The organism is Longibacter sp. (genome assembly GCF_051155795.1).
Classification (GTDB): domain Bacteria; phylum Bacteroidota; class Rhodothermia; order Rhodothermales; family Salinibacteraceae; genus Longibacter.
Map to the genome: position 1 here is coordinate 1 of NZ_DAXETW010000082.1, position 18625 is coordinate 18625.

Here is an 18625-nt window from a genome sequence, read left to right on the forward strand (position 1 = left end):
GTCCCCCCTCCTGCCGGGTAGCACCGAAAAGGACGAATCATCCAGGCGCGATGTTACGCCGCGTCCGATTCTCAGACCAGTGGCGTTCGTTCGCGTCTTCTACTTCGAGGGAATTGCAGGTCCACAGACAATGCCCGGCCCCAAGACCGGACGGCCAAAGCCGACATGATCTCGATGACCGGGCGTGAACGTCTAAAGGATGTGTCGGCGCCCCGATCTCCCGGTCCACGAAACGACGTGCTGTGACGAGAGAAGGATGGACATGCACCGACTAACGGGCGACGACGACCTGGCGAGTCTCAGTACCCCTTTCCCCGACCATCCGAACGAAGTACACTCCGCTCGAGAGCCCGCTTGCATTCAGCGATAGGACCTGTGTTCGATTGGCAGCCAGCTCTCCATTATGGAGGGTCCGAACCTTACGACCCAGAACATCGAAGAGTGCGACGGAAACGGCTTGAGATGTCTGCACGGTGACGTTGATTCGTGCCTGGTCCTGCATCGGGTTCGGGGGTACCTGCATCGCAAGCGACGCGTCGAGGCGAAGTTCCGTCGTGATGGGAGAACTCAACGTTTGGGTGCCGTCGAGGTCGGCTTGCCGGAGACGGAAGCGGTGGACGCCGTAGTCCAGCTTCTCGGCAGTGTAGCGATACGACCGGGCCTGATCGGTCGTTTGAGCACCTTCGACGAAGGCAAGGTCGGTCCAGCCCGAACGCTCCGGAGCCTGATGCTGAACGTAAAAGCCGGCATTTTCCGTCTCCGATACCGTTGACCAGGCGAGTTCGACCGATTGACCGTTGGGCCGGGCCGTGAAGCTCGCCAATTCGACCGGGAGCGGGCTGCCGTCCGATTCGAAGGCGCCAAGGTCAACCGTGGGCGTTCCGGTGCCGGTCGCATCCTGCACACGTGGGTTACCATTGAGGTCGCTCGACACGTCGGTGGTTCCGTCGTCGTCGAGGTCGAGGGCTGCGTTCTCGCCGGCATCGATCGCGGCCGACGCACCGCCCCCGGACCCTGGTCCCTGCAGGCGGAAGTCATTGTTCGCCGGATCAGCAAACTGTGGATCGGCGTCGAGCGTGCCCGACAGAGTATTGCTTCCCGCTCCGGTCACGGCTGCGGTACCCCCTTCCAGCAGGTTGCTGGAACCACTCAGGGTCCCGTCGTTGTGAATCTGGTTGCTGGCCCCGCTACCGACGTTTTCCGAAAAGATCGAGTTGGACGGGGAGGCGGTACCCGATCCGGTGACAAAGATCCCGCCTCCGCTACCGGTGCTGGTGTTCCGGACGAGTGTCGCATTGATGAGCGTGAGATCCGTGTTACTGTTTACGTAGATGGCGCCCCCTTCCGTCGCTGCGATATTGTCTGCGATCACGGCGTTGACCAACTCGACGGCTGCTCCGCCACCATCGATCGACAGTCCGCCGCCGGGGCCGTCCGCGTAATTGTTTAAAATGCGAATATTCGTGAGCGTCGGCTGGCTGCTATTGACGTTCAACCCGCCAGCGTCATCGATGGATCGGTTGCCCGTGATGGTCACGTCCCGAATGGTAGGGCCGGTTCCGCCGGAGATGAAGAGGCCCCCGCCGTCGTCCGTAAAGCCGCCATTGCCCGGAACGTTTGCGTTTCCGGCCGTGATGGTCACGCCTTCAAGCGTCGCTGTGGCATCCACATTTTCCGCGGTCACGACCTGGATGCTGTTTTCGCCGTTAATCTGCGCCTGTGGGTCGGTAACCGGGCTTGCGTCATCGTCCTGGGTGATGTCGCCACTCAGGAGGGTCGGAGTAGTGTCGGGAGTAGGGACGGCGTTCCAGTCCGAGGCATCGAAGCCTCCGACGATCGTGACGCCGTTTTTGAGATCGAACGAAGCACTCCGATCATTATCTGTTTGCCCCTGGCCTTCGTCAGGATAGTACGTTCCGGCGGCGACGCGAATCTCGCCGCTCGAGGTGTTGGCCAGCGCCGTCTGCAGGTCGCCGTACGGGCTGGCTTGCGTTCCGTCACCCGACCCGGCTCCGACGGATGCGTCAACGTAGGTCTGGGCATGGACGGAAGGAGCGAGCGTGGTGAACGCGAGTAGGGCGCTCGCAAGTACGATCAGGGAGAAGTGAATTGGATTTCGTGAAAGGGTCTTTGCTTTCGTAACGGTTTCTGGTCGCATAGGGCGCGGTATTCTGACGAAGGGGGAGTTTCCGCCAACCGTAGAATGTGAAGCGCTGATAACGCGAAAGGCGCGAGCAGAGCTCTGACCTACAGCTTGCACCTCGGCATATCACGTGTCAAACGATTCCTCTGATAGATGACGTGCTCAGTTGGCGTTTAAATAGCCCACATATATAGTCTCATCATGTTCCGTATCTGAGAGAAGGAGACCATGGAGAAATCACCCATGGTATCCAGTGGGAAGAAACCCGACGTGGGTCGAACGCCCTTCATCCTCCGGCGGATTCGATGTTAGAGGCATCACAGCCCGATCCCGCCGACGTGTCACGCCCACAGCCTTCGCCGGCAATCGTCCGTCCGCGGGGGCCCGCATACCGACCGGAGTGCTCAGTCGTCCCGGATGTCGTATCGCTTCAGCATGCGATACATGGTCGAGCGCCCGATGTCGAGTTCCACCGCCGCATGGTCGACGTCGCCGTCGCACAACCGGTACGCTCGCTCAACCGCGCGACGTTTCAGCTCTTCCATGGGTAGAATCTGCTGTTGCTCCGTCCCCAGAGAGACACCTTCGGGCGTCGTATTTTCCCCGCTTGCCCCGGATGTCGACGCCTTGACCTCAGGGGGTTTCCTGTCGTCTGGCGTCATGGCACCGTCCCCCATCGTGTTGCCGGTCGACTTTGGTGCTGCGGGAAGGACGGGCATATGCACCGGATCATTCGGCTCAAGCATCAGGTCGTCTGCACCGATCGTCGTCCGGCCGGACGACGTCGCCGCCGCGTACGCCGCACGCTCCATAACATTCAGTAGCTCGCGAACATTCCCCGGCCAGCAATACGACTGTAGGGTCGCTTCCGCCTCCTGCGTAAGCGTTGCCTTCTCCAGGGACGGGCACTTTTCGATGTGGCGATCCAGGAAATACCGGGCGAGTTGAAGCACGTCGCCTTCCCGCTCGCGCAGTGGAGGCAGGTCGATCGGGAACTGTGCAAGACGGAAATACAGATCCTTTCGAAAATCCTCCTTCTGAACAGCATCGCAGAGCCGGTTTCGGGTGAGGCCGATCACGCGGGCGATGTTGGTCTCCGCATCTTCGGCCGGGGACGACGAACCGTGACGCCGAGTTTTTTCCTTTAGACACCGCGTGAGCGTGGCCTGCGCGTCGACGGACAGCTTCCCGACGTCGTCGAGCGCGACGGTTCGATCTCCGAGCTGGTCGCTCATGGCATCTGTCTCTTGTTCGGCGCCGGGACGGCTCTCGAGTAGGATCTGCTCCAGATCCCGCGGCGAAACTGTTGTGCAATCCACCACCCGCATCGTTCCCGCGTCACGACCCGATTGCGCATGGATCGTGCTCGCAACCAACTCTTTTCCGGTGCCACTCTCGCCCCGCACGACCACGTTCATGTCGATCTGGGCGGCCGTGCCGATGCGGTCGAACACCTCCTGCATGGCGTCCGACGTACCGACCAGTTTATCGTTGCCCGTCTTCCGGGCGACCGATCGGGGACGGCGGGGACGGCGAGCCTGAACCGCCCGAGAGAGAACGGATGCGCAATCTAATACCGACGAGGCGCCTTTCGGTAGGTAATCAAACGCTCCCGATCGGACGAACCGAACGGCGGCCTCGACGTCATCGGGCGCGTTCGACAGACAGATCGGTACATCCGGGACCCGCTCCTGAATCTCCCGAAATACGCCCCCCGGGGAACCGTCAAATTCACCGACATCGATAAGGACCGCATCTGGTGGAGGGTCAAGCACGGATCCGATCGATGCAACATCGTCTGCTATGGCAACGGTGCAACCGGAGGTCTCGAATACTTTTTGTTCGAGCGCACGGGTTCGCTCGCCACCGTCGCCAATGACAACTACACGATTAGTCATAGGCGAATCAATCAATGAAGGAGCGAGGGGGGACGCACCGTTTCGGCAGATGTCCCTATCCGTTTTCCGCCGACGCACAGTACTGCACGGCTCGATCATCGTCCATGCGTGCGCGGCGGAGCGACCTGCCGTGGCTGAAAATGTAGCGGGGCCCGCGACTCAGAATCTCAGCAGCCGTCGGTAGGAGTCGCTGCGACGGACTTGAGACCGAATCGGGCGGGTCTCCGACGGCAATAGAAGTGACGGGAAACGCCGGAAACAGTGCGCGCTCCCTCTTTAGGAGAGATTGTGCAGGGTATGAACCGAGCGGGTGCAAATCCAAATGGTTAAGTGATCGTCAGGATGAGTCCCCGATTGTCTTTCGGCTGAGTCCAATTCCGTAGTTGGGACGACGGTGTCAAAAGTAATCCCGATGTTGGTTTCGATCTGAACACCGGGACGAGATTCGGGGCGGGATTCAGTACGGTTTGGGTTTAACGGCCCATGTACTGATCCTGAGTCTGTCACGATGAATGCCTGTTGGCGTCATGCTGGATTCGCCATTCGTAGGCGCATGAGGATGCATCCAGCCGACTGATCGGGCTGCGAAGTTGATCGGGTCGCGCCGCCAGGCACGCTCTCGTTCTGACAGACCAGGATCGGCAGATCGTCCGACATGCCTCGTCTCGACATCGCCCTTCATCCGATCGCTCTTGCGTTCGGTATCCTCTCCGTCGTGTTCATCCTTGCGTCCGTCGCGGCCGTCGTTTACAACACACCGACGTCGCGCCGTTCGCAAACAACCCCCGGCGCTCATGATGACGTGCGTCCGTTCGTGCCGGAGCGACACCGACAGCCCGGACACCACCTGACGTCGAGCCGACGCGGTGCGGATCGGGTCGACAACCGTCCGAACCCGAAGGAATCCACCTCAGCGCGTCGGAACCGCGAGGACACGTGACAGGAGAAGCGCATGATTCCCCATGGCAGCGTCTCCGACAACCTGTACCTCTCCGGTATGAACGTCCCCTTCACCTTCCGCGGAGCAAGTCGGACTCGGTGCAGCATACCCGGGCGGGTCCGCATATCCGCCCTTCTCGTGCTGTGCACATACATCTCGGTATCGGCCGTATGGGGTCAGGCGAACACGCCGGCTGGAGACACGACACGCATCTCCCCGGACACGACGGGCCTGGACACGGCAGCCATCGCGACCGCCGACCGCTGGGGAGGAACGATCGGTGCACAGGTTCGGTGGCGGCGCGAGGTCGCCTTCAACACACGGGACGCGACCGACGAAGGGGTATCCATCGGAGGGCTCGTCATTGACGAAACCCGAACCACGATCGGGCGCGATTTCTACAGCGTCTTTTACAGCGGCTGGAACGCGCCCGAGGGCGCGAAGAACGTCACCGTGCGCGTCCGGGAGCAACCCCGCCCCAATCTCGGCACCCGATTGCTCGTCGAGGTGGAGGGGACCACCGTCTTCCGCGCAACCCTGCAACCCGACATGCAGATGATTCGCCGGGCGGCGCGCGGCGCCCTCGGGCGGACCATGCGGTACCTCAAGCAGCGCTACGAACCACGCAATACGTACTAAGCCACGCACGCGCCGCGACGCATCCCGCGCATACCATTGTCGATTGACTTCTCCCACACCTGCATCTTCATCACCATGACGCACTCGGCAAAAACCGCATTTCGAGCCGCAGGCGGCTTCGTACTCGGGGTCGTCCTGTGCTTTGCCGTTCCGGAGGCGGGTCACGCCCAGGATCTAACGTACGAACCCACGAATCCCGCATTCGGCGGCTCGCCGGTGAACTACCAGTGGATGCTGAACTCGGCCAACAACCAGAACCCGTACGGGGATGAGGGGCAGTTTGGCACGTTTCGGGACGATCCGCTTGCCAACTTCGAGCAACAACTTCAGCGGCAGGTCCTGGACCAGCTTTCTCGCCAGATCATCGAAGACCGATTCGAGGGCGTCGACCTGACGGAGGAAGGTCGCTTCGACTTCCAGAATTTCACCGTGGAGGTCAATCCCGGCACACGGGGCATTAGCATCCGGGTCTTTAATAAGGACACCGGTGAATCCTCTACGATCGACATCCCCCGCTTCTAGCCCATCGACCCGTCGACCATCGCGGACGCCGGCACCTCCTTCTTTCTCGCCGCCCCACCCCCTTATGCCGATCTCTGCTCGATGCCGACCTGTCATCGCTGTTCTCCTGCTGGCACTCCTCACCCCCGGGTGCGCCTCCACCGTACAGCCGTTCGAAACGGAGCCTGCGCGCCCCGGCACACCGAGCGACGCACGAGATGAGCTGGAACGCCTGCCCCCTCCGAAGGACCAGATCGTAGCCGCCGTTTACCGTTTTCGGGACCAGACCGGTCAGTACAAAGCGAAAGAGGCCGGATCCACTTTCTCGACCGCCGTCACGCAGGGCGCCACGTCCGTGCTGATTAGCAGCCTGAAGGAGTCGAACTGGTTCGTCCCGATCGAGCGAAAGGGACTGTCGAACCTGCTCAACGAACGCGACATCATCCGGTCGATTCGTGCGCAACACGGCAATAGCAACCAGTCGTTGCCGCCCCTGCTGTACGCGGGCGTGATGCTCGAGGGCGGCATCGTGGGGTACGACACGAACGTCATCACCGCTGGAGGCGGGCTTCGTCTCTTCGGAATCGGCGGATCGGGGGAATTCCGAGAGGACCGGGTGACGATCTACCTTCGGGCCGTCTCAACAAAGACCGGCCGCGTGCTGGCGTCCGTCAACACAACAAAGACGATCGTTTCGCAGAAGCTCGATGGAGGCGCTTTCCGGTATGTCGACACCGACGCGTTGCTTGAAACCGAGGCGGGCTTCAGCTACAACGAACCCACGCTCGTGGCGGTCAGGGAGGCCATCGACACCGCCACGCGTGACATCGTGCTTGAAGGAACGCAGACGGGCGCCTGGAGCTTTGCCGATCCCCAGCAGGGCGCCTCGGCCGTCGACGACTACCGGCAGGAGGTGGCCCGAGCCGAACGACGGGATGCCTTCAACCGGCTCCTCCAGAACGACAATCGAGAAGGCCTGGGCATCGAGGTTGCTGCGGGTGGTATGCGATACCAGGGGGATTATCGCGGCCCGCAGACCGAGCCGTTCGGGTCGCTCGCCATGCGGTACACGCTTTCCCCGCACTGGACGGTCGGCGTTGAGGGCTCCCTCGGCCGTGTCTCGGTCGAAGACGTACTTCGCCGCGGGACGATCGGCACGGAGGCGCGTGCCTCGTACTACTTCACGCCGCGTGCGTCGATTTCGCCCTTCCTCCGTGTCGCGGCGGGCGCACAGTCGACGTACCCGTACTCGTATGAACCCGGCGAAACCTTCTTCCCGACGGCGGGCGCCTCCGCGGGTATCGAGTACATGGCTACGCCCCGCTTGGGAATTAGCACGGCGCTCGACGCTCGCTTTTCGCTTCGAGATGACTTGGACGGGGCGTCGGTGGGTCGATTCACCGACAGCATCTGGCGCCTCGACGTCGGCCTGAGCTATTATCTGCCGCTGTAGCCAATCGCCGGATCCGGATTGTCAGAGTGAATCCCGAACTGGATCCGACGCTGGTTTGAGCCTCGGCCGGCTCGACATCACGTTACCCGGTGTGATGGACGAGGCTCTCTGCATCGCCCCCCGAGGACGATTTCGATTGTGGAGCCGGCCCGATCGGTCGGTGCCGGCAGACGCGGGTGGAGCCTTTGCGCCATCGCATCGCACATCATGGCGTGCGGCGCAATTGCAGCAAAACCGGACCGGGGTGCACCGGACGGATCCGCTGCGAGAGGCACCGCGCCCGGAATGCGGTTCGACGGATTCCGACACCATATAGCGACGCCTCCGGGTCGTACTCACGCGAGTGAGTCGATCCATCCCGGAAGCGTCCCTGCAGCGTACCCATGACGGTGGGTACACCTACTCGCCCAATCTCATGGCCGCTGCCGTGTTCCGGACGCACGCCCGGAGCTCCCCATCGACGTTGATTCCGCCTATGTGCGGGATGCGCGTGCGCTTTCTCGATTTGTCTTCTCATTGAACGCAATCGACAACAGCGAACCCATGAGAAACCTACTTCGCACGACACTCGCTCTCACCGTTGGACTCCTCTTCACGGTTGGAACGGCGTTCGGTCAACAGAACGATACCGAGGTCACCCAGGAGGGGACGAACAACAACGCCAAGTTGACCCAGGAGCATCAGGGGTCGCAAGGCCAGAACTACATTGACGTCTACCAGGACGGAACCGCGAACGACATTAACAATGTGGCCCAATTTGGCTCGGGGAACGAAGCCGATCTCGACCAGGACGGCACCCGAAACGTTATCCGCAATAACCCCGAGCAGGGCGCTCAAGCCGGCATTCCTGGTGGCGGACCCAACGGCGCCAGCTACAACGGTACGGCGACCGTCGATCAGGATGGTGTAGAAAACACCGTCTGGGACTTTGACCAGCTCGGCAGCCAGAACGACCTCTACATCCAGCAGGATGGCGAGGGCAACTTTGCAGACGTCGAGACGCAGTATTCGGTCAACGACATGCAGGAGGGCAACCTCGCTGAAATCACCCAGGACGGCAACTACAACGTGGTCGGCAACGACCTGGCCCCCGGCAACCGCGGCATTCACCAGCAGGGCACCAACAACCAGTTGACCCTGACGCAGGAGGGCAACCGCAACGTCGGTGGCCAGAAGACCCTCAGCGGTGCCGGCGTCACCAACTTCGGCCCGAACGCCCTGATCGGAGGCGGTGAGCAGTTCGGCGGCAACCAGGCGCTCGTCCAGGCCGGCGAAGACAACTCGCTCACCATCTCGCAGGACGGCCAGGACGTGGTTGAATTCGTCCTGCAGAACGGCACCGACAACACCGGTACCATCACGCAAATGGGCGGCACCGCCAGCAATAAGGCGTCCCTCGTCCAGCGCGGTACCAACAATACAGCGACGGTGACGCAGTACTAACCCGGCGTCCCGTTGCGACACGGGCGCAAGCGTGAGAAAGCAACTTGTTTCCACCGTTTCGGCAGTGGCCCCGGGCGGCTCGGATTCGGATGTTCCGGGTCCAACCGCACCGGGCTCCCCTGCCTTTTGCCGATGAACGGGACACGGAGCACAACCTGTGCCCGACACACCTCGAAGCGAACTTCAGGCTGATCAACCCTTGACCATGCGAAGACTCCTCACGATCACTCTCTCCCTCTTTCTCACGGTTGGCGTCGCCGTCGGTCAGCAGAACGACGCGCAGGTGACGCAGGATGGTGCCGATAACGACGTCGACGTCACACAACAGGCAGACGGCACCCACGGCCCCAACACGTTCACCGTAACGCAGGACGGCGACGGCAACAAAGTGCGCGAGTTCGAACAGGCCGGATCCGGCAATGACGCCTCCATCCGTCAGGTCGGCGACCGCAACACGGTGGCAAGCAATCCTCAGCAGGGATTCCTCGGTGATGCAACCCCGAAAAGCCATCATGGGAAGATCGACATCGACCAGTTCGGGACAGCGAATGACGTCTACGACGTCGATCAGCACGGATACGGAAACACCGCCATCATTCAGCAGAGGGCGCTTCTTTCCGGTGTTGCCAACAACCTCGTAGACATCGACGCACAGATCGGACCGGATAGTGAGGCCGGCCCGCCGGAGGGTCCGGTCACAACGCCGATGCCGGGAGCCGCCGAAGCACCGACGCCCGGTGGCGGCAACACGGCCGTCATCCTTCAAACGACCAACGGCAACGCGGTCGGCACGGGCACCGGGTCCATCCGCGGTATCCTGCAGAAGGGCAGCAGCAACCTGCTCGCCGTCTTTCAGGTAAATGGGCCCCGCAATGAGGTCGGCACCACGCTCTCCGGTGCATATAATGGATCGAACACTGTCGCACAGGACGGAGAGCGAAATAGCGCGGTCGTCAGCCAGCGCGGTCTCGGGGGCCAGAGCGTTGAGTACCTGATTCAGGAAGGAACGGCGAACCGGCTCACCGTCGACCAGTTCGGCGGGCGCCAGAACAGCGCCGCCACCATTCAGCTGAACGGTCACAATCACTCCGCGATTTCCCAGAACGGATCGCGCAACACGAGCCGCGTCACGCAGAAGTAACCGGCCATTCTCCCAAAACGGGGACCATCCACGCATCCGGCGTGCCTCCCTCTGTGGCGGCGCGCCCGGGTGGGTCCCTGTGTATCCTGTGAGGTAATTCAACGGTAGAATGTCCGGCTGTTACCCGGGACGCTGGAGGTTCGACTCCTCCCCTCACAGCCGCTCACGACGTGCTTTCTCGCAGAGGAAGGACAGACCACCGAGGCTGCTATGACCGATACGCGAACGCGTAAATCACGCTATCAATGGCGACACACGGCGTTCACCGCCGGGCTGCTGGCGATCCTGCTGGTCGTGCTCGGCCCGCCCCTCGCCATCGCGCAGGACGGCAGCCAACCGGGCGGCAGCGCGCAGGCTTCGGAAGCGGTGATCGACCAGGTCTCGCCGTCGGAGGCGACGCCGAGGCTCACCGCGCCAACCGATCTCCCGCAGGACCAGCTGCTACAGACCATCCTCGGAAAACTCCAGAGCGTGGGACCGGACCTGTCTACACTGACCGGGTCGTCCCCGCTCCTCCAGGAGGGCCAGAAAGCCATCATTCGCCAGGATGGCACCGGTAATGCCGCGACCGTCGATCAGAGGAATACATCGAACCTCGCCATCATCCTTCAGCGCGGGAACCTGAACGAAACCGCCGTCACACAACGCGGACGATCGAACGCTGCCGGCATCGTCCTCGACGGGAGCAACAACAGCCTCGACGTGCTTCAGGCCGGAAACGGGAATCGCTACCTGCTCGGCTTTCAGGGGGACGACCTGGGACGCCCCGGCTCAAGGGCCGTCTCTCAGCGAGGCAACAACAACCTGCTGGTTGAACTCGGCCGCACCAGCATGCCGTTCAGCATCCAGCAGAACGGCAACGGGATGCGCATGATGATCCGGCATTCCGGCGGACAGTAACCGGTGCTTCCCTCCCGAACCTTCTCTTCGACCCGGATGATGCCTCTCCTGCGCCTGCTCCTCCTGGTCGTCGCCGTACCGGTTCTATGTGCCGTGCTGCCGAACGCGGACCTCGACCGCTCGCCCTCGCCAAATCGACCCGGCGGCGATGCGCGGATTTCCTTCGAGCACAGCCAGAACAGGCTCGTCGTTCAGGGCCTCTACGCAGCCTCGTCCCGCGACACACGGCGCCTGGGCTACACGCTCCGTGTTGAGCGCCATTCGCCCGGAGGAAGCACCGCAACGGAGCAGTCCGGCACCTTTACGGCCGGCTCTCAAACGCCCGACACGCTGTCGACTGTTCAGGTCGATGCCGCCGCCGAGCAGCACGTTGCGGCGACCCTCACGGTTTCGAACGGCGACACGACGCTGGCAACGGCCCGGCGGACGTGGACAGCTCGCTGACCTCCGGTCGCCCCCGGCACCAAGCGGGAGACGTCCCCTACGAGCGTACACGCCGAAATCGGGAGCGGCCCGATCGACACGGTCTCGCCCGACTCGACCAAAAAAAACGCGGCACTGACGTGCAGGCTCTCTCTGGGTGAGAGCCGTTAGGATCGCCAGCGCCGCACGGTGAACCGCGTAGGCAGTTTCACCGGTGATCAGGCAATCAGGCGAATCCCGGGAAGTTCCATGGCACGGGTCGCCATACCGCGTCACCGATCGCCGGTTTTCCTCATGAATCTGCTTCCGAAATGGTTTCTCGTCTCCGGATGAACTGCACCGCCACGGCTGCATCGCCCGTCTCCCCTCGTTCCAGAGGGACGTCCACACCAGCGGTCCCGCCGGAACCCGCACATCGCGGTCCGACCCAAACCTCGGCCCGTCTTGCCGGCATCCTGCTGTTGATGATCTGCGTCCCACTCATCGGCTGCGACGACCAGACGCTCGGCCCGCAGAAACAGGGGGCGATCCGCGGGGATGTGCTTGATGCCGAATCGAATGCGCCGGTTGAAGGCGCGAACGTGACGACCAGCCCGCCGACGCAGTCCGTCCTGACCGACGAAGACGGGATGTTCGAGTTCACCAACGTTGAAACCGGCAGCTACAGCGTCAGCGTCACGAAGGACGGCTACCGCGAGCGAAGCGTCTCCGTCCAGGTCCAGGAGGGCGACGTGTCCGATGCAGCCATCGTGCTGCAGCGATCCGACAGCTTCGGCGGGGAAGACGACTCCCTCACCGCCGAGGTCACCTCGTGGTTCAACGACCGCATCAACCGCGATGGGTCCGGGCCCGACAGCGTGTTCGTGGAGATCGAGTACCGGGCCCGTAATCCCGGCGACCTCTTGCTGACCCGCTACGAAGTGTATTTCTCCATTGAGGCGCCGCAGAACACGTTCTCGTACGAGGTGCACGGGGACTCCCTCAAGACCGGCGAAACGGACGTCGGGACCTTCCGCAAATACGTCCGCGACCAGGACGCGAGCCGGGCCTATGTGGACGGTGTCTACGTGGAAAGTGAGTGACGCCTACAGGTACCACAGCCCGATGCCGCCGACGAGGAAGCAGTAGTACGCAAAATACTGCAGGTTACCGCGGCGGACGAAGTCCAGCATCAGCTTGATCGCCACGACGCCCGATGCGTAGGCGACGATCGTGCCGAGGATCAGCGGAACCCAGGCGACCGTCGGTCCGAGTTCGATCAGTTCGATGCTCTTCAGCAGGGTCGCGCCCAGCACGACGGGGAGGAGCATCAGGAAGGAGAAGTTAGCGGCCTGCTCCGGCTTGACGTTTTGGTAGAGCGCGGTGCAGATGGTGGACCCGGAGCGGGAGATCCCTGGAATCATCGCCGCCGACTGGGCAATACCGACGACGAACGCTTTGACCGGGGTCAGGGGGCCGTCCGGATTGGGCCGCAGCAGGGTAAGCAGTAAAAGAACCCCTGTGACGATCAGCATCCCGCAGACGAGCTTCGGATCCCCGAACGCTTGTTCCAGCTCTTCCTTGAACAGGATGTAGACCGCGCCCGTCGGGATCATCGTAATCAGGATGTAGATTCCGAGGCGGAAGGTGGCCCGTTCCTCGTACCGTTCGACGATGCTCGCAGGCTGCGTAACCGCGCCGGCGGCTTCCTTGACCAGATCAATCACGTCCCGCCCGTAAACCGTGAGGATGCTGAGCACGGTTCCGAAGTGAACGAACACCTCGAACGTGACATCGCTGGCCTCGGAGGCGTCAAGGCCCAGCAGATACTGACCCAGGACGAGGTGCCCGGACGAGGACACGGGGAGAAACTCGGTCAGGCCCTGTATGAGGCCGAGGATGATGGCTTCCAACCAGGTCATGCAGTAGGATCGATCAGGAGGAAAAGAAAAGAGCCCGCACTGGGACGGTGTAACCTATCCACCGGATCGCGAAGTGCATACCGGCGCCGTTGAAGTCGGCTCGAAAAGCGTGCCGGAACCTCGCTCCCAGCGCCTGATCCTGCCGACGGCAAACGGACCTTATCCGGTGGCAGTGGCCAGACCGAGGCGCGGCTCAATGTCGAGCAGGGGCCCGGCGGCATGTCCGGCCTGGAGGCGCATCGCTCCCGCCCGTGCGATCATGGCCGCGTTGTCCATGCAGTAGGCCATCTCCGGCATGTACACGTCGAAGCCGTTGGCCTCCCCCGCGGCCCTGACGGCCGATCGTAGGGCCGAATTTGCCGATACGCCACCGACGACCGCGACGTCCTTCACGCCGGTGTCGCGGGCTGCATCTCGCACGGCACCGACAAGAACATCCACGACCGCATGCTGGAAGCTGGCACAGAGATCCGCCCGGTGGTCGCGCAGGAAGGCGTCCTTCTCCTCGCCGAGATCGCGGAGGTAGTACAGGACGGACGTCTTGAGCCCACTGAAGGAAAAGTCGTTATCGGCCAGACGGGTGCGCGGGAAGTCGTGAAAGGTGGCATCACCGTTCCGGGCCAGCCGATCGATGGCCGGGCCACCCGGATAGCCGAGGTCGAGCAACTGAGCGACCTTGTCGAATGCTTCGCCGGCCGCGTCGTCGCGCGTTTGCCCCAGAATCTCGTGACGGAAGTCCGCGTCGACCCGGACGAGCTGGGTATGCCCGCCGGACACGATGAGGCAGAGAAAGGGGCGCGGCGGGGCCGGCGTGCTCAGATCCACCGAGTAAAGATGTCCCTCCAGATGGTTTACCCCCACGAGCGGGAGGTCGCGTCCCCGGGCAAATGCCTTAGCGAAGGTAAGGCCGACCATGAGCGAGCCCGGCAACCCGGGACCGTACGTTACGGCGACTGCATCGAGGTCGTCTGCCGTGCACTCGGCGTCCGCGAGCGCCTGCTTCACGATCGGCACGATGAGTCGCTGGTGGTCGCGGGACGCCAGTTCGGGCACCACGCCGCCGAATTCCGCATGGATGTCGTGCTGAGACGAGATCACGTTGGAGCGAACGTCGTCCCCGGTCAGAACCGCCGCAGCGGTGTCATCACAGGAAGTCTCCAGGCCCAGAATGGTCATGGGGAATGTCGAAGGGCGAATGGCGAAGGAGGAAGGGCGAAGGGTGAATTAGAGTTGGCGGACGGCGGAGGGCGAGGTACCACGTACTGTGTCCAGATTCGCATTCGTGGGCGGTGCTTTGCGGCCGCTGGTACGACCCGGCACTGGATGCGTTCGGTTCCGCACGTCGTGGTGAACAAATCGAGCAGACTCGGGTATTGGTTCTGAACCCAAGGTGTCCAGCTTCACTGTTCTGAATCCCGCCACACACGAGGTTGCTTATGCGCGTCACGGTTTCGCTCCTTTGCCTTGTCGCCGTGCTCTGCCTGGCCCAGCCGGCGGAGGCCCAGCTTCGAGAAACGGCCTTGACCGGGCCGTCCCCAACCCAGCTTTACGACACGGGGAGCAGCTTCTTCAGCAAGCTGTTCGACGCGGAGCACTTCCGCATGTCGCACACGTACGAGATGTCGATGTCCTCCTTCGGCAACCGTAGCGCGTCGATGGGCATGTACACGAACTCGATGATGTGGCAGTTTAACTCCGCGTGGGCCGCGCGCGTGGATGTCGGCGTCATGCAGCCCTTCTCGGGCGACATGTACGGCGACCAGTCTCCCCGCGTCATGCTGAGAAACGCAGAGGTGGCGTACCGCCCGTCCGAGAATACGGAGATCCGGTTCCAGTTCCAGCAGAGCCCGTATGGTTCGTACGCCAGCCCCTACGGCGCGTACCGCCCATACGGACACCGGTCGGCATTTGCGCCGCACTCATCGAGCCACCTTTTCTGGCGCACCAACTAGCCGCGTCGACCTGACCCCGACTCCGGGATTCGGCGCGGCATGCCCTCGACGGCGTGCCGCGCTTTTTCTTCGCACCCGGGCGTTCCTGACCACTCTTCGCTGTTCATGAATCTGTGGACCGACCGCGTTCGAAACGGCCTGCTTAACACCGTCCTCCTCGTCATGGGGCTCGGTGTAGCGGTGCTGCTCTATGCGCTCGTGACGCGAACGACGACGCCGCGCACCAACCCAAGCCGGGTGGCGCAGGCCACCGAGCTCGTGGGGCCGGTCATCCAGGTAGAGGTGCGCAACGGGGCCGGCGTGGACCACCTCGCCGCTCAAACGACGCGCTTCCTCCGCGACCGCGGGTTCGATGTCGTGGAGGTCGGCAACTACGCCTCCTTCTCGCAGGAGCACTCCGTCGTGGTCGACCGGGTCGGCGACATGGAGTCGGCCCGCAAGGTGGCACGAGCACTCAGCATTCCCGACGAGCGCGTCGAGCAGAACATCCAGACGGACTACTATCTCGACGCGTCCGTTATTCTCGGGAAAGACTACCGCACGCTGCGCCCCTTCAAGGGGCAGGCTGAACGCCAACCGGCGCCCTAACGCCTCACCGCGAACGTTTTCTCATCCACTCGCCTCCTTCTCACGAGTTCACGGACCAATGTCCTGACCGTATGGCTTCTCCCAACCAGACGACGTCCCCCTCCTCTGCTCCTTCCCCATCCCGACGCCGCATCCCCGACAATCCGGGGCACGTGCTCGCCGCCCAGGCGGTCGATGCAATGGCCGAGAAAAAGGCGGCCGATATCACCGTGCTCGACCTGCGTGGCGTCAGCGGCATGGCAGATTTCTTTGTCATCGGCACCGGCGGCTCCGACCTCCAGATTCGCGCGATCGCGAACGGAGTCATGGACCGGATCCGCGAGGAATGCGACGAGCGCCCTTACAAGAAAGAGGGCCTGGAGTCGCTGCAATGGGTGCTGATTGATTATGTCGACGTCGTCGTCCACGTGTTCAGTAAGGAAAAACGCGAACACTACAACATCGAACGCCTCTGGGGCGAAGCGGACGCGGAGACGGTTCCGCAGGATGGAGATGCCGGAGACATCCAGCTCCTGCAGTCGCTGCTGAGCAAGGATTCCGACGCGTAAGCCTCCGGGCGTCCTCCATTTCGCCACTCGATCTCCCCTTCGTGCGATGAGTCGACTGTTTCTCGTGATTGGCGCCCTCGCCGCAGGTCTCGCCGTGATGGCCGGGGCCTTCGGTGCCCACGGGCTGGAGAACCGCGTGTCTGCGGACCGACTCGACACGTTCGAGACGGGCGTCAAATACCAGATGTACCACGCGCTCGCCCTCTTCATCGTGGCGTGGGCGTCGACCCAGTTCACCGCGTCTGCCGTGTCCTACGCCGGATACTGCTTCCTGGCCGGCATGGTCATCTTCAGCGGGAGTCTCTACGTGCTGGTTCTGACGGACACGCCGTGGCTCGGAGCGATCACTCCGATCGGGGGACTCGCCTTCATCGCCGGGTGGCTGCTTCTGGCCTGGGGCATCTGGTCGAGCACGTGACACGGTACCCCGACGTTGGACCAGGCCGATAGCTGCGTCGCAGCTCCAACCGGCGCGGCGTCATCGGGCGACGACGCGCCCGAAGTCGTCGGTGCTTGCCACGGCGCTCAGAGCTCCTCGTCTTCGAACAAGACCGTGAAACTCGGGAGCAGGTCATGCTCTTCGGCAAGGGCGAGCAACGCACCGGACGCGACCTCAGGGATCTCGTACGTGCCGTACTCGGTGCTTTCCACCGCGAGGCGGTACGCGACGTCCGTCTCGTCTTCGAGGTCGATGTCCGACTCCCACTCGGTCGCTTCTTCGATTAGGAGGGTGCCGTCGTCGGGCATGAACGACGCGATATACATCTCCCGGCTGGCCTCCACGTCGATCAGACTCAGACTGCCTACGAGCCCGTATTCTGCATCGTAGAACAGCGTTTCGGCGATCAGTCGATGGACGAAGTTCTCAAGGTCGAACGCTGGCATAGGGTCACCCTTCATGAAATGACGGTTCGATCCAAGGGTATCGCTTCCGTGCGAGGTTGTCAACCCGTGCGGTCACAGTCGCTGCCCTGACGTCCATTCCTCGCTGTTGAATTATCCCATGGAAATCTACTGCCCGAAATGCGAGTGGGAGCCGCCCGCCGGCGCGCGCTGGTCATGCTCCTGTGGACACTCGTGGAACACCTTCGACACACAGGGCCAGTGTCCGGAGTGCGGCAAGGTGTGGCGAGAAACGCAGTGCCTGGACTGTAAGAAATGGTCGCCGCACCACGACTGGTACCACGACTACCCGCCGATCGACCTGGAGGAAATCACGGAGGAGCAAACGGTCGAGGAAGGGGCGTAGGCAACGTCTGGACGACTGTGGCCGACGGCCCGTCTCCCGGCGCTCAACCCGTACCACCGGCGCTCAACCCGTACCACTGTTCGCCGCAACGAGCCTCACGCCGCGGCCCGAAGGAGTCGCGGGAGGTCGGCGTGGTCCCCGAGTAGTTCCGCGAGCGCCGTTCGGGCAATGCTGCCATCCAGCCGCTCGATGTCCGCGTCGAACACGGTGGCGAAGTGCTCGATTACCTTCGACAACACCTCCGCGTCGGAAACGGGGCCGCCCAGTTCACGGGCGAGGGACGTCACCCCCCTGTCGCTGATCCCGCACGGAACGATGTGGCCGAAGAAGTCCAGGTCCACGTTCACGTTGAAGGCGAACCCGTGCATGGTGACCCAGCGGCTGCAGTGCACGCCCATCGCGCAGATCTTTCGCTCCGGACCGCCGGCGTCCGGTCCCACCCATGTGCCCGTGCGTCCGTCGACGCGCCCGCCGTCCACCCCGTAGTCCGCGCAGGTTCGGATGATGACGTCCTCCAGCGAACGGAGGTACCGCCCCAGATCCGTAAAAAAGCGATCGAGGTCCAGGATCGGGTATCCAACGAGCTGGCCGGGCCCGTGGTACGTCACGTCGCCGCCGCGCTCGATCCGGTGAAACGTCGCGCCCAGCTCACGGAGACGGTCCTCCGTCAGCAGCATATTGGCGTCGTCCCCGCTCTTACCGAGCGTGTAGACGTGCGGGTGCTCCACCAGAAGGAGGACGTGCGGGATCGGCTGGGGGGGATCCGACCGCTTGGCCTCGACCAGGCGCGTCTGAAGCGCCTTCTGGAGCGTCCGCGCTTCAGGATAGGCGACCCGGCCGAGGTGGCAGGCCAGCACGGTCTGGCGATAGGACGGGTCGGTCGAGGCGGGCATGACGGAGCGGGCA

Annotated in this window: 20 protein-coding genes and 1 tRNA gene; 15 read left to right on the top strand and 6 right to left on the bottom strand. The window is 62.9% G+C overall.

What is annotated here, in order from left to right; genetic code table 11:
* Positions 1 to 271: 271 nt before the first annotated feature.
* Together ACFCU0_RS08740 and ACFCU0_RS08745 are read right to left on the bottom strand one after the other, a co-directional pair.
* Complete coding sequence (locus ACFCU0_RS08740; RefSeq protein WP_434973283.1) at positions 272 to 2158, bottom strand: T9SS type A sorting domain-containing protein; 1887 nt, start codon at positions 2156 to 2158, stop codon at positions 272 to 274.
* A gap of 389 nt (positions 2159 to 2547) precedes the next feature.
* A complete protein-coding gene (locus tag ACFCU0_RS08745) occupies positions 2548 to 4041 on the bottom strand; it encodes a sigma-54-dependent transcriptional regulator (RefSeq protein ID WP_434973284.1) in 1494 nt (497 codons plus the stop codon).
* Between the two features lie 655 nt (positions 4042 to 4696).
* Here ACFCU0_RS08745 and ACFCU0_RS08750 point away from each other — a divergent pair.
* The 10 genes from ACFCU0_RS08750 (at position 4697) to ACFCU0_RS08795 (ending at position 12563) form a co-directional block, all read left to right on the top strand.
* The gene (locus ACFCU0_RS08750) at positions 4697 to 4981 is read left to right on the top strand and encodes a hypothetical protein (protein ID WP_434973285.1); all 285 of its coding nucleotides are present in this window, start codon (positions 4697 to 4699) and stop codon (positions 4979 to 4981) included.
* Between the two features lie 138 nt (positions 4982 to 5119).
* Positions 5120 to 5620, top strand: coding sequence for a CsgE family curli-type amyloid fiber assembly protein (locus ACFCU0_RS08755; protein WP_434973286.1), 501 nt, complete (start codon positions 5120 to 5122; stop codon positions 5618 to 5620).
* A gap of 75 nt (positions 5621 to 5695) precedes the next feature.
* A complete protein-coding gene (locus tag ACFCU0_RS08760; protein WP_434973287.1) occupies positions 5696 to 6142 on the top strand; it encodes a curli production assembly/transport component CsgF in 447 nt (148 codons plus the stop codon).
* A 64-nt stretch (positions 6143 to 6206) separates the two neighbouring features.
* Entirely contained in the window at positions 6207 to 7574 is a 1368-nt protein-coding gene (locus ACFCU0_RS08765) for a CsgG/HfaB family protein (protein ID WP_434973288.1), read from the top strand.
* A gap of 543 nt (positions 7575 to 8117) precedes the next feature.
* Positions 8118 to 9017 (top strand): hypothetical protein, encoded by a 900-nt coding sequence (locus tag ACFCU0_RS08770; RefSeq protein ID WP_434973289.1) that lies wholly within the window; start codon positions 8118 to 8120, stop codon positions 9015 to 9017.
* Positions 9018 to 9222: 205 nt separating this feature from the next.
* Positions 9223 to 10158 (top strand): hypothetical protein, encoded by a 936-nt coding sequence (locus ACFCU0_RS08775; RefSeq protein WP_434973290.1) that lies wholly within the window; start codon positions 9223 to 9225, stop codon positions 10156 to 10158.
* A gap of 87 nt (positions 10159 to 10245) precedes the next feature.
* Positions 10246 to 10317: transfer RNA gene (locus tag ACFCU0_RS08780), tRNA-Asn, on the top strand.
* Between the two features lie 51 nt (positions 10318 to 10368).
* On the top strand, positions 10369 to 11058 hold the full coding sequence (locus ACFCU0_RS08785) for a hypothetical protein (RefSeq protein WP_434973291.1): 690 nt from the start codon (positions 10369 to 10371) through the stop codon (positions 11056 to 11058).
* A gap of 36 nt (positions 11059 to 11094) precedes the next feature.
* Positions 11095 to 11502 carry a curli-like amyloid fiber formation chaperone CsgH gene (gene csgH / locus ACFCU0_RS08790; RefSeq protein ID WP_434973292.1) on the top strand — a complete coding sequence of 136 codons (408 nt, stop codon included), beginning with the start codon at positions 11095 to 11097 and terminating at the stop codon, positions 11500 to 11502.
* Positions 11503 to 11792: 290 nt separating this feature from the next.
* Entirely contained in the window at positions 11793 to 12563 is a 771-nt protein-coding gene (locus tag ACFCU0_RS08795; RefSeq protein ID WP_434973293.1) for a carboxypeptidase regulatory-like domain-containing protein, read from the top strand.
* Between the two features lie 3 nt (positions 12564 to 12566).
* Here the strand turns inward: ACFCU0_RS08795 and ACFCU0_RS08800 are convergent, their stop codons facing one another.
* Both ACFCU0_RS08800 and tsaD read right to left on the bottom strand, forming a co-directional pair.
* Positions 12567 to 13382, bottom strand: a complete 816-nt coding sequence (locus tag ACFCU0_RS08800; protein WP_434973294.1) for an undecaprenyl-diphosphate phosphatase — start codon at positions 13380 to 13382, stop codon at positions 12567 to 12569.
* 159 nt (positions 13383 to 13541) lie between these two features.
* Positions 13542 to 14558: a tRNA (adenosine(37)-N6)-threonylcarbamoyltransferase complex transferase subunit TsaD gene (tsaD, locus tag ACFCU0_RS08805; protein ID WP_434973295.1), complete on the bottom strand. Its 1017-nt coding sequence runs from the start codon at positions 14556 to 14558 to the stop codon at positions 13542 to 13544.
* A 260-nt stretch (positions 14559 to 14818) separates the two neighbouring features.
* Between tsaD and ACFCU0_RS08810 the strand changes: the two genes are divergently transcribed.
* The 4 genes from ACFCU0_RS08810 (at position 14819) to ACFCU0_RS08825 (ending at position 16888) form a co-directional block, all read left to right on the top strand.
* Complete coding sequence (locus tag ACFCU0_RS08810; protein ID WP_434973296.1) at positions 14819 to 15334, top strand: hypothetical protein; 516 nt, start codon at positions 14819 to 14821, stop codon at positions 15332 to 15334.
* Positions 15335 to 15439: 105 nt separating this feature from the next.
* On the top strand, positions 15440 to 15922 hold the full coding sequence (locus tag ACFCU0_RS08815; RefSeq protein ID WP_434973297.1) for a LytR C-terminal domain-containing protein: 483 nt from the start codon (positions 15440 to 15442) through the stop codon (positions 15920 to 15922).
* Between the two features lie 71 nt (positions 15923 to 15993).
* On the top strand, positions 15994 to 16470 hold the full coding sequence (gene rsfS / locus ACFCU0_RS08820) for a ribosome silencing factor (RefSeq protein ID WP_434973298.1): 477 nt from the start codon (positions 15994 to 15996) through the stop codon (positions 16468 to 16470).
* Positions 16471 to 16516: 46 nt separating this feature from the next.
* Positions 16517 to 16888, top strand: a complete 372-nt coding sequence (locus ACFCU0_RS08825) for a DUF423 domain-containing protein (protein WP_434973299.1) — start codon at positions 16517 to 16519, stop codon at positions 16886 to 16888.
* A gap of 107 nt (positions 16889 to 16995) precedes the next feature.
* Here ACFCU0_RS08825 and ACFCU0_RS08830 read toward each other — a convergent pair whose 3' ends face one another.
* Positions 16996 to 17355 carry a hypothetical protein gene (locus ACFCU0_RS08830; RefSeq protein ID WP_434973300.1) on the bottom strand — a complete coding sequence of 120 codons (360 nt, stop codon included), beginning with the start codon at positions 17353 to 17355 and terminating at the stop codon, positions 16996 to 16998.
* A 118-nt stretch (positions 17356 to 17473) separates the two neighbouring features.
* Between ACFCU0_RS08830 and ACFCU0_RS08835 the strand changes: the two genes are divergently transcribed.
* Positions 17474 to 17719 carry a hypothetical protein gene (locus tag ACFCU0_RS08835; protein WP_434973301.1) on the top strand — a complete coding sequence of 82 codons (246 nt, stop codon included), beginning with the start codon at positions 17474 to 17476 and terminating at the stop codon, positions 17717 to 17719.
* Between the two features lie 95 nt (positions 17720 to 17814).
* Here ACFCU0_RS08835 and lipB read toward each other — a convergent pair whose 3' ends face one another.
* Entirely contained in the window at positions 17815 to 18612 is a 798-nt protein-coding gene (gene lipB / locus ACFCU0_RS08840; protein WP_434973302.1) for a lipoyl(octanoyl) transferase LipB, read from the bottom strand.
* Between the last annotated feature and the right edge of the window lie 13 nt (positions 18613 to 18625).

Excerpts from the sequence above, each read along its gene's own strand:
- ACFCU0_RS08835 (WP_434973301.1), top strand. The coding sequence starts at position 17,474 with ATGGAAATCTACTGCCCGAAATGCGAGTGGGAGCCGCCCGCCGGCGCG.
- rsfS (WP_434973298.1), top strand. The coding sequence starts at position 15,994 with ATGGCTTCTCCCAACCAGACGACGTCCCCCTCCTCTGCTCCTTCCCCA.
- lipB (WP_434973302.1), bottom strand. The coding sequence starts at position 18,612 with ATGCCCGCCTCGACCGACCCGTCCTATCGCCAGACCGTGCTGGCCTGC.
- ACFCU0_RS08795 (WP_434973293.1), top strand. The coding sequence starts at position 11,793 with ATGGTTTCTCGTCTCCGGATGAACTGCACCGCCACGGCTGCATCGCCC.
- ACFCU0_RS08800 (WP_434973294.1), bottom strand. The coding sequence starts at position 13,382 with ATGACCTGGTTGGAAGCCATCATCCTCGGCCTCATACAGGGCCTGACC.
- ACFCU0_RS08740 (WP_434973283.1), bottom strand. The coding sequence starts at position 2,158 with ATGCGACCAGAAACCGTTACGAAAGCAAAGACCCTTTCACGAAATCCA.
- ACFCU0_RS08785 (WP_434973291.1), top strand. The coding sequence starts at position 10,369 with ATGACCGATACGCGAACGCGTAAATCACGCTATCAATGGCGACACACG.
- ACFCU0_RS08830 (WP_434973300.1), bottom strand. The coding sequence starts at position 17,355 with ATGCCAGCGTTCGACCTTGAGAACTTCGTCCATCGACTGATCGCCGAA.
- ACFCU0_RS08775 (WP_434973290.1), top strand. The coding sequence starts at position 9,223 with ATGCGAAGACTCCTCACGATCACTCTCTCCCTCTTTCTCACGGTTGGC.
- ACFCU0_RS08745 (WP_434973284.1), bottom strand. The coding sequence starts at position 4,041 with ATGACTAATCGTGTAGTTGTCATTGGCGACGGTGGCGAGCGAACCCGT.
- ACFCU0_RS08760 (WP_434973287.1), top strand. The coding sequence starts at position 5,696 with ATGACGCACTCGGCAAAAACCGCATTTCGAGCCGCAGGCGGCTTCGTA.
- ACFCU0_RS08810 (WP_434973296.1), top strand. The coding sequence starts at position 14,819 with ATGCGCGTCACGGTTTCGCTCCTTTGCCTTGTCGCCGTGCTCTGCCTG.
- ACFCU0_RS08750 (WP_434973285.1), top strand. The coding sequence starts at position 4,697 with ATGCCTCGTCTCGACATCGCCCTTCATCCGATCGCTCTTGCGTTCGGT.
- ACFCU0_RS08765 (WP_434973288.1), top strand. The coding sequence starts at position 6,207 with ATGCCGATCTCTGCTCGATGCCGACCTGTCATCGCTGTTCTCCTGCTG.
- ACFCU0_RS08770 (WP_434973289.1), top strand. The coding sequence starts at position 8,118 with ATGAGAAACCTACTTCGCACGACACTCGCTCTCACCGTTGGACTCCTC.
- csgH (WP_434973292.1), top strand. The coding sequence starts at position 11,095 with ATGATGCCTCTCCTGCGCCTGCTCCTCCTGGTCGTCGCCGTACCGGTT.
- tsaD (WP_434973295.1), bottom strand. The coding sequence starts at position 14,558 with ATGACCATTCTGGGCCTGGAGACTTCCTGTGATGACACCGCTGCGGCG.
- ACFCU0_RS08825 (WP_434973299.1), top strand. The coding sequence starts at position 16,517 with ATGAGTCGACTGTTTCTCGTGATTGGCGCCCTCGCCGCAGGTCTCGCC.
- ACFCU0_RS08815 (WP_434973297.1), top strand. The coding sequence starts at position 15,440 with ATGAATCTGTGGACCGACCGCGTTCGAAACGGCCTGCTTAACACCGTC.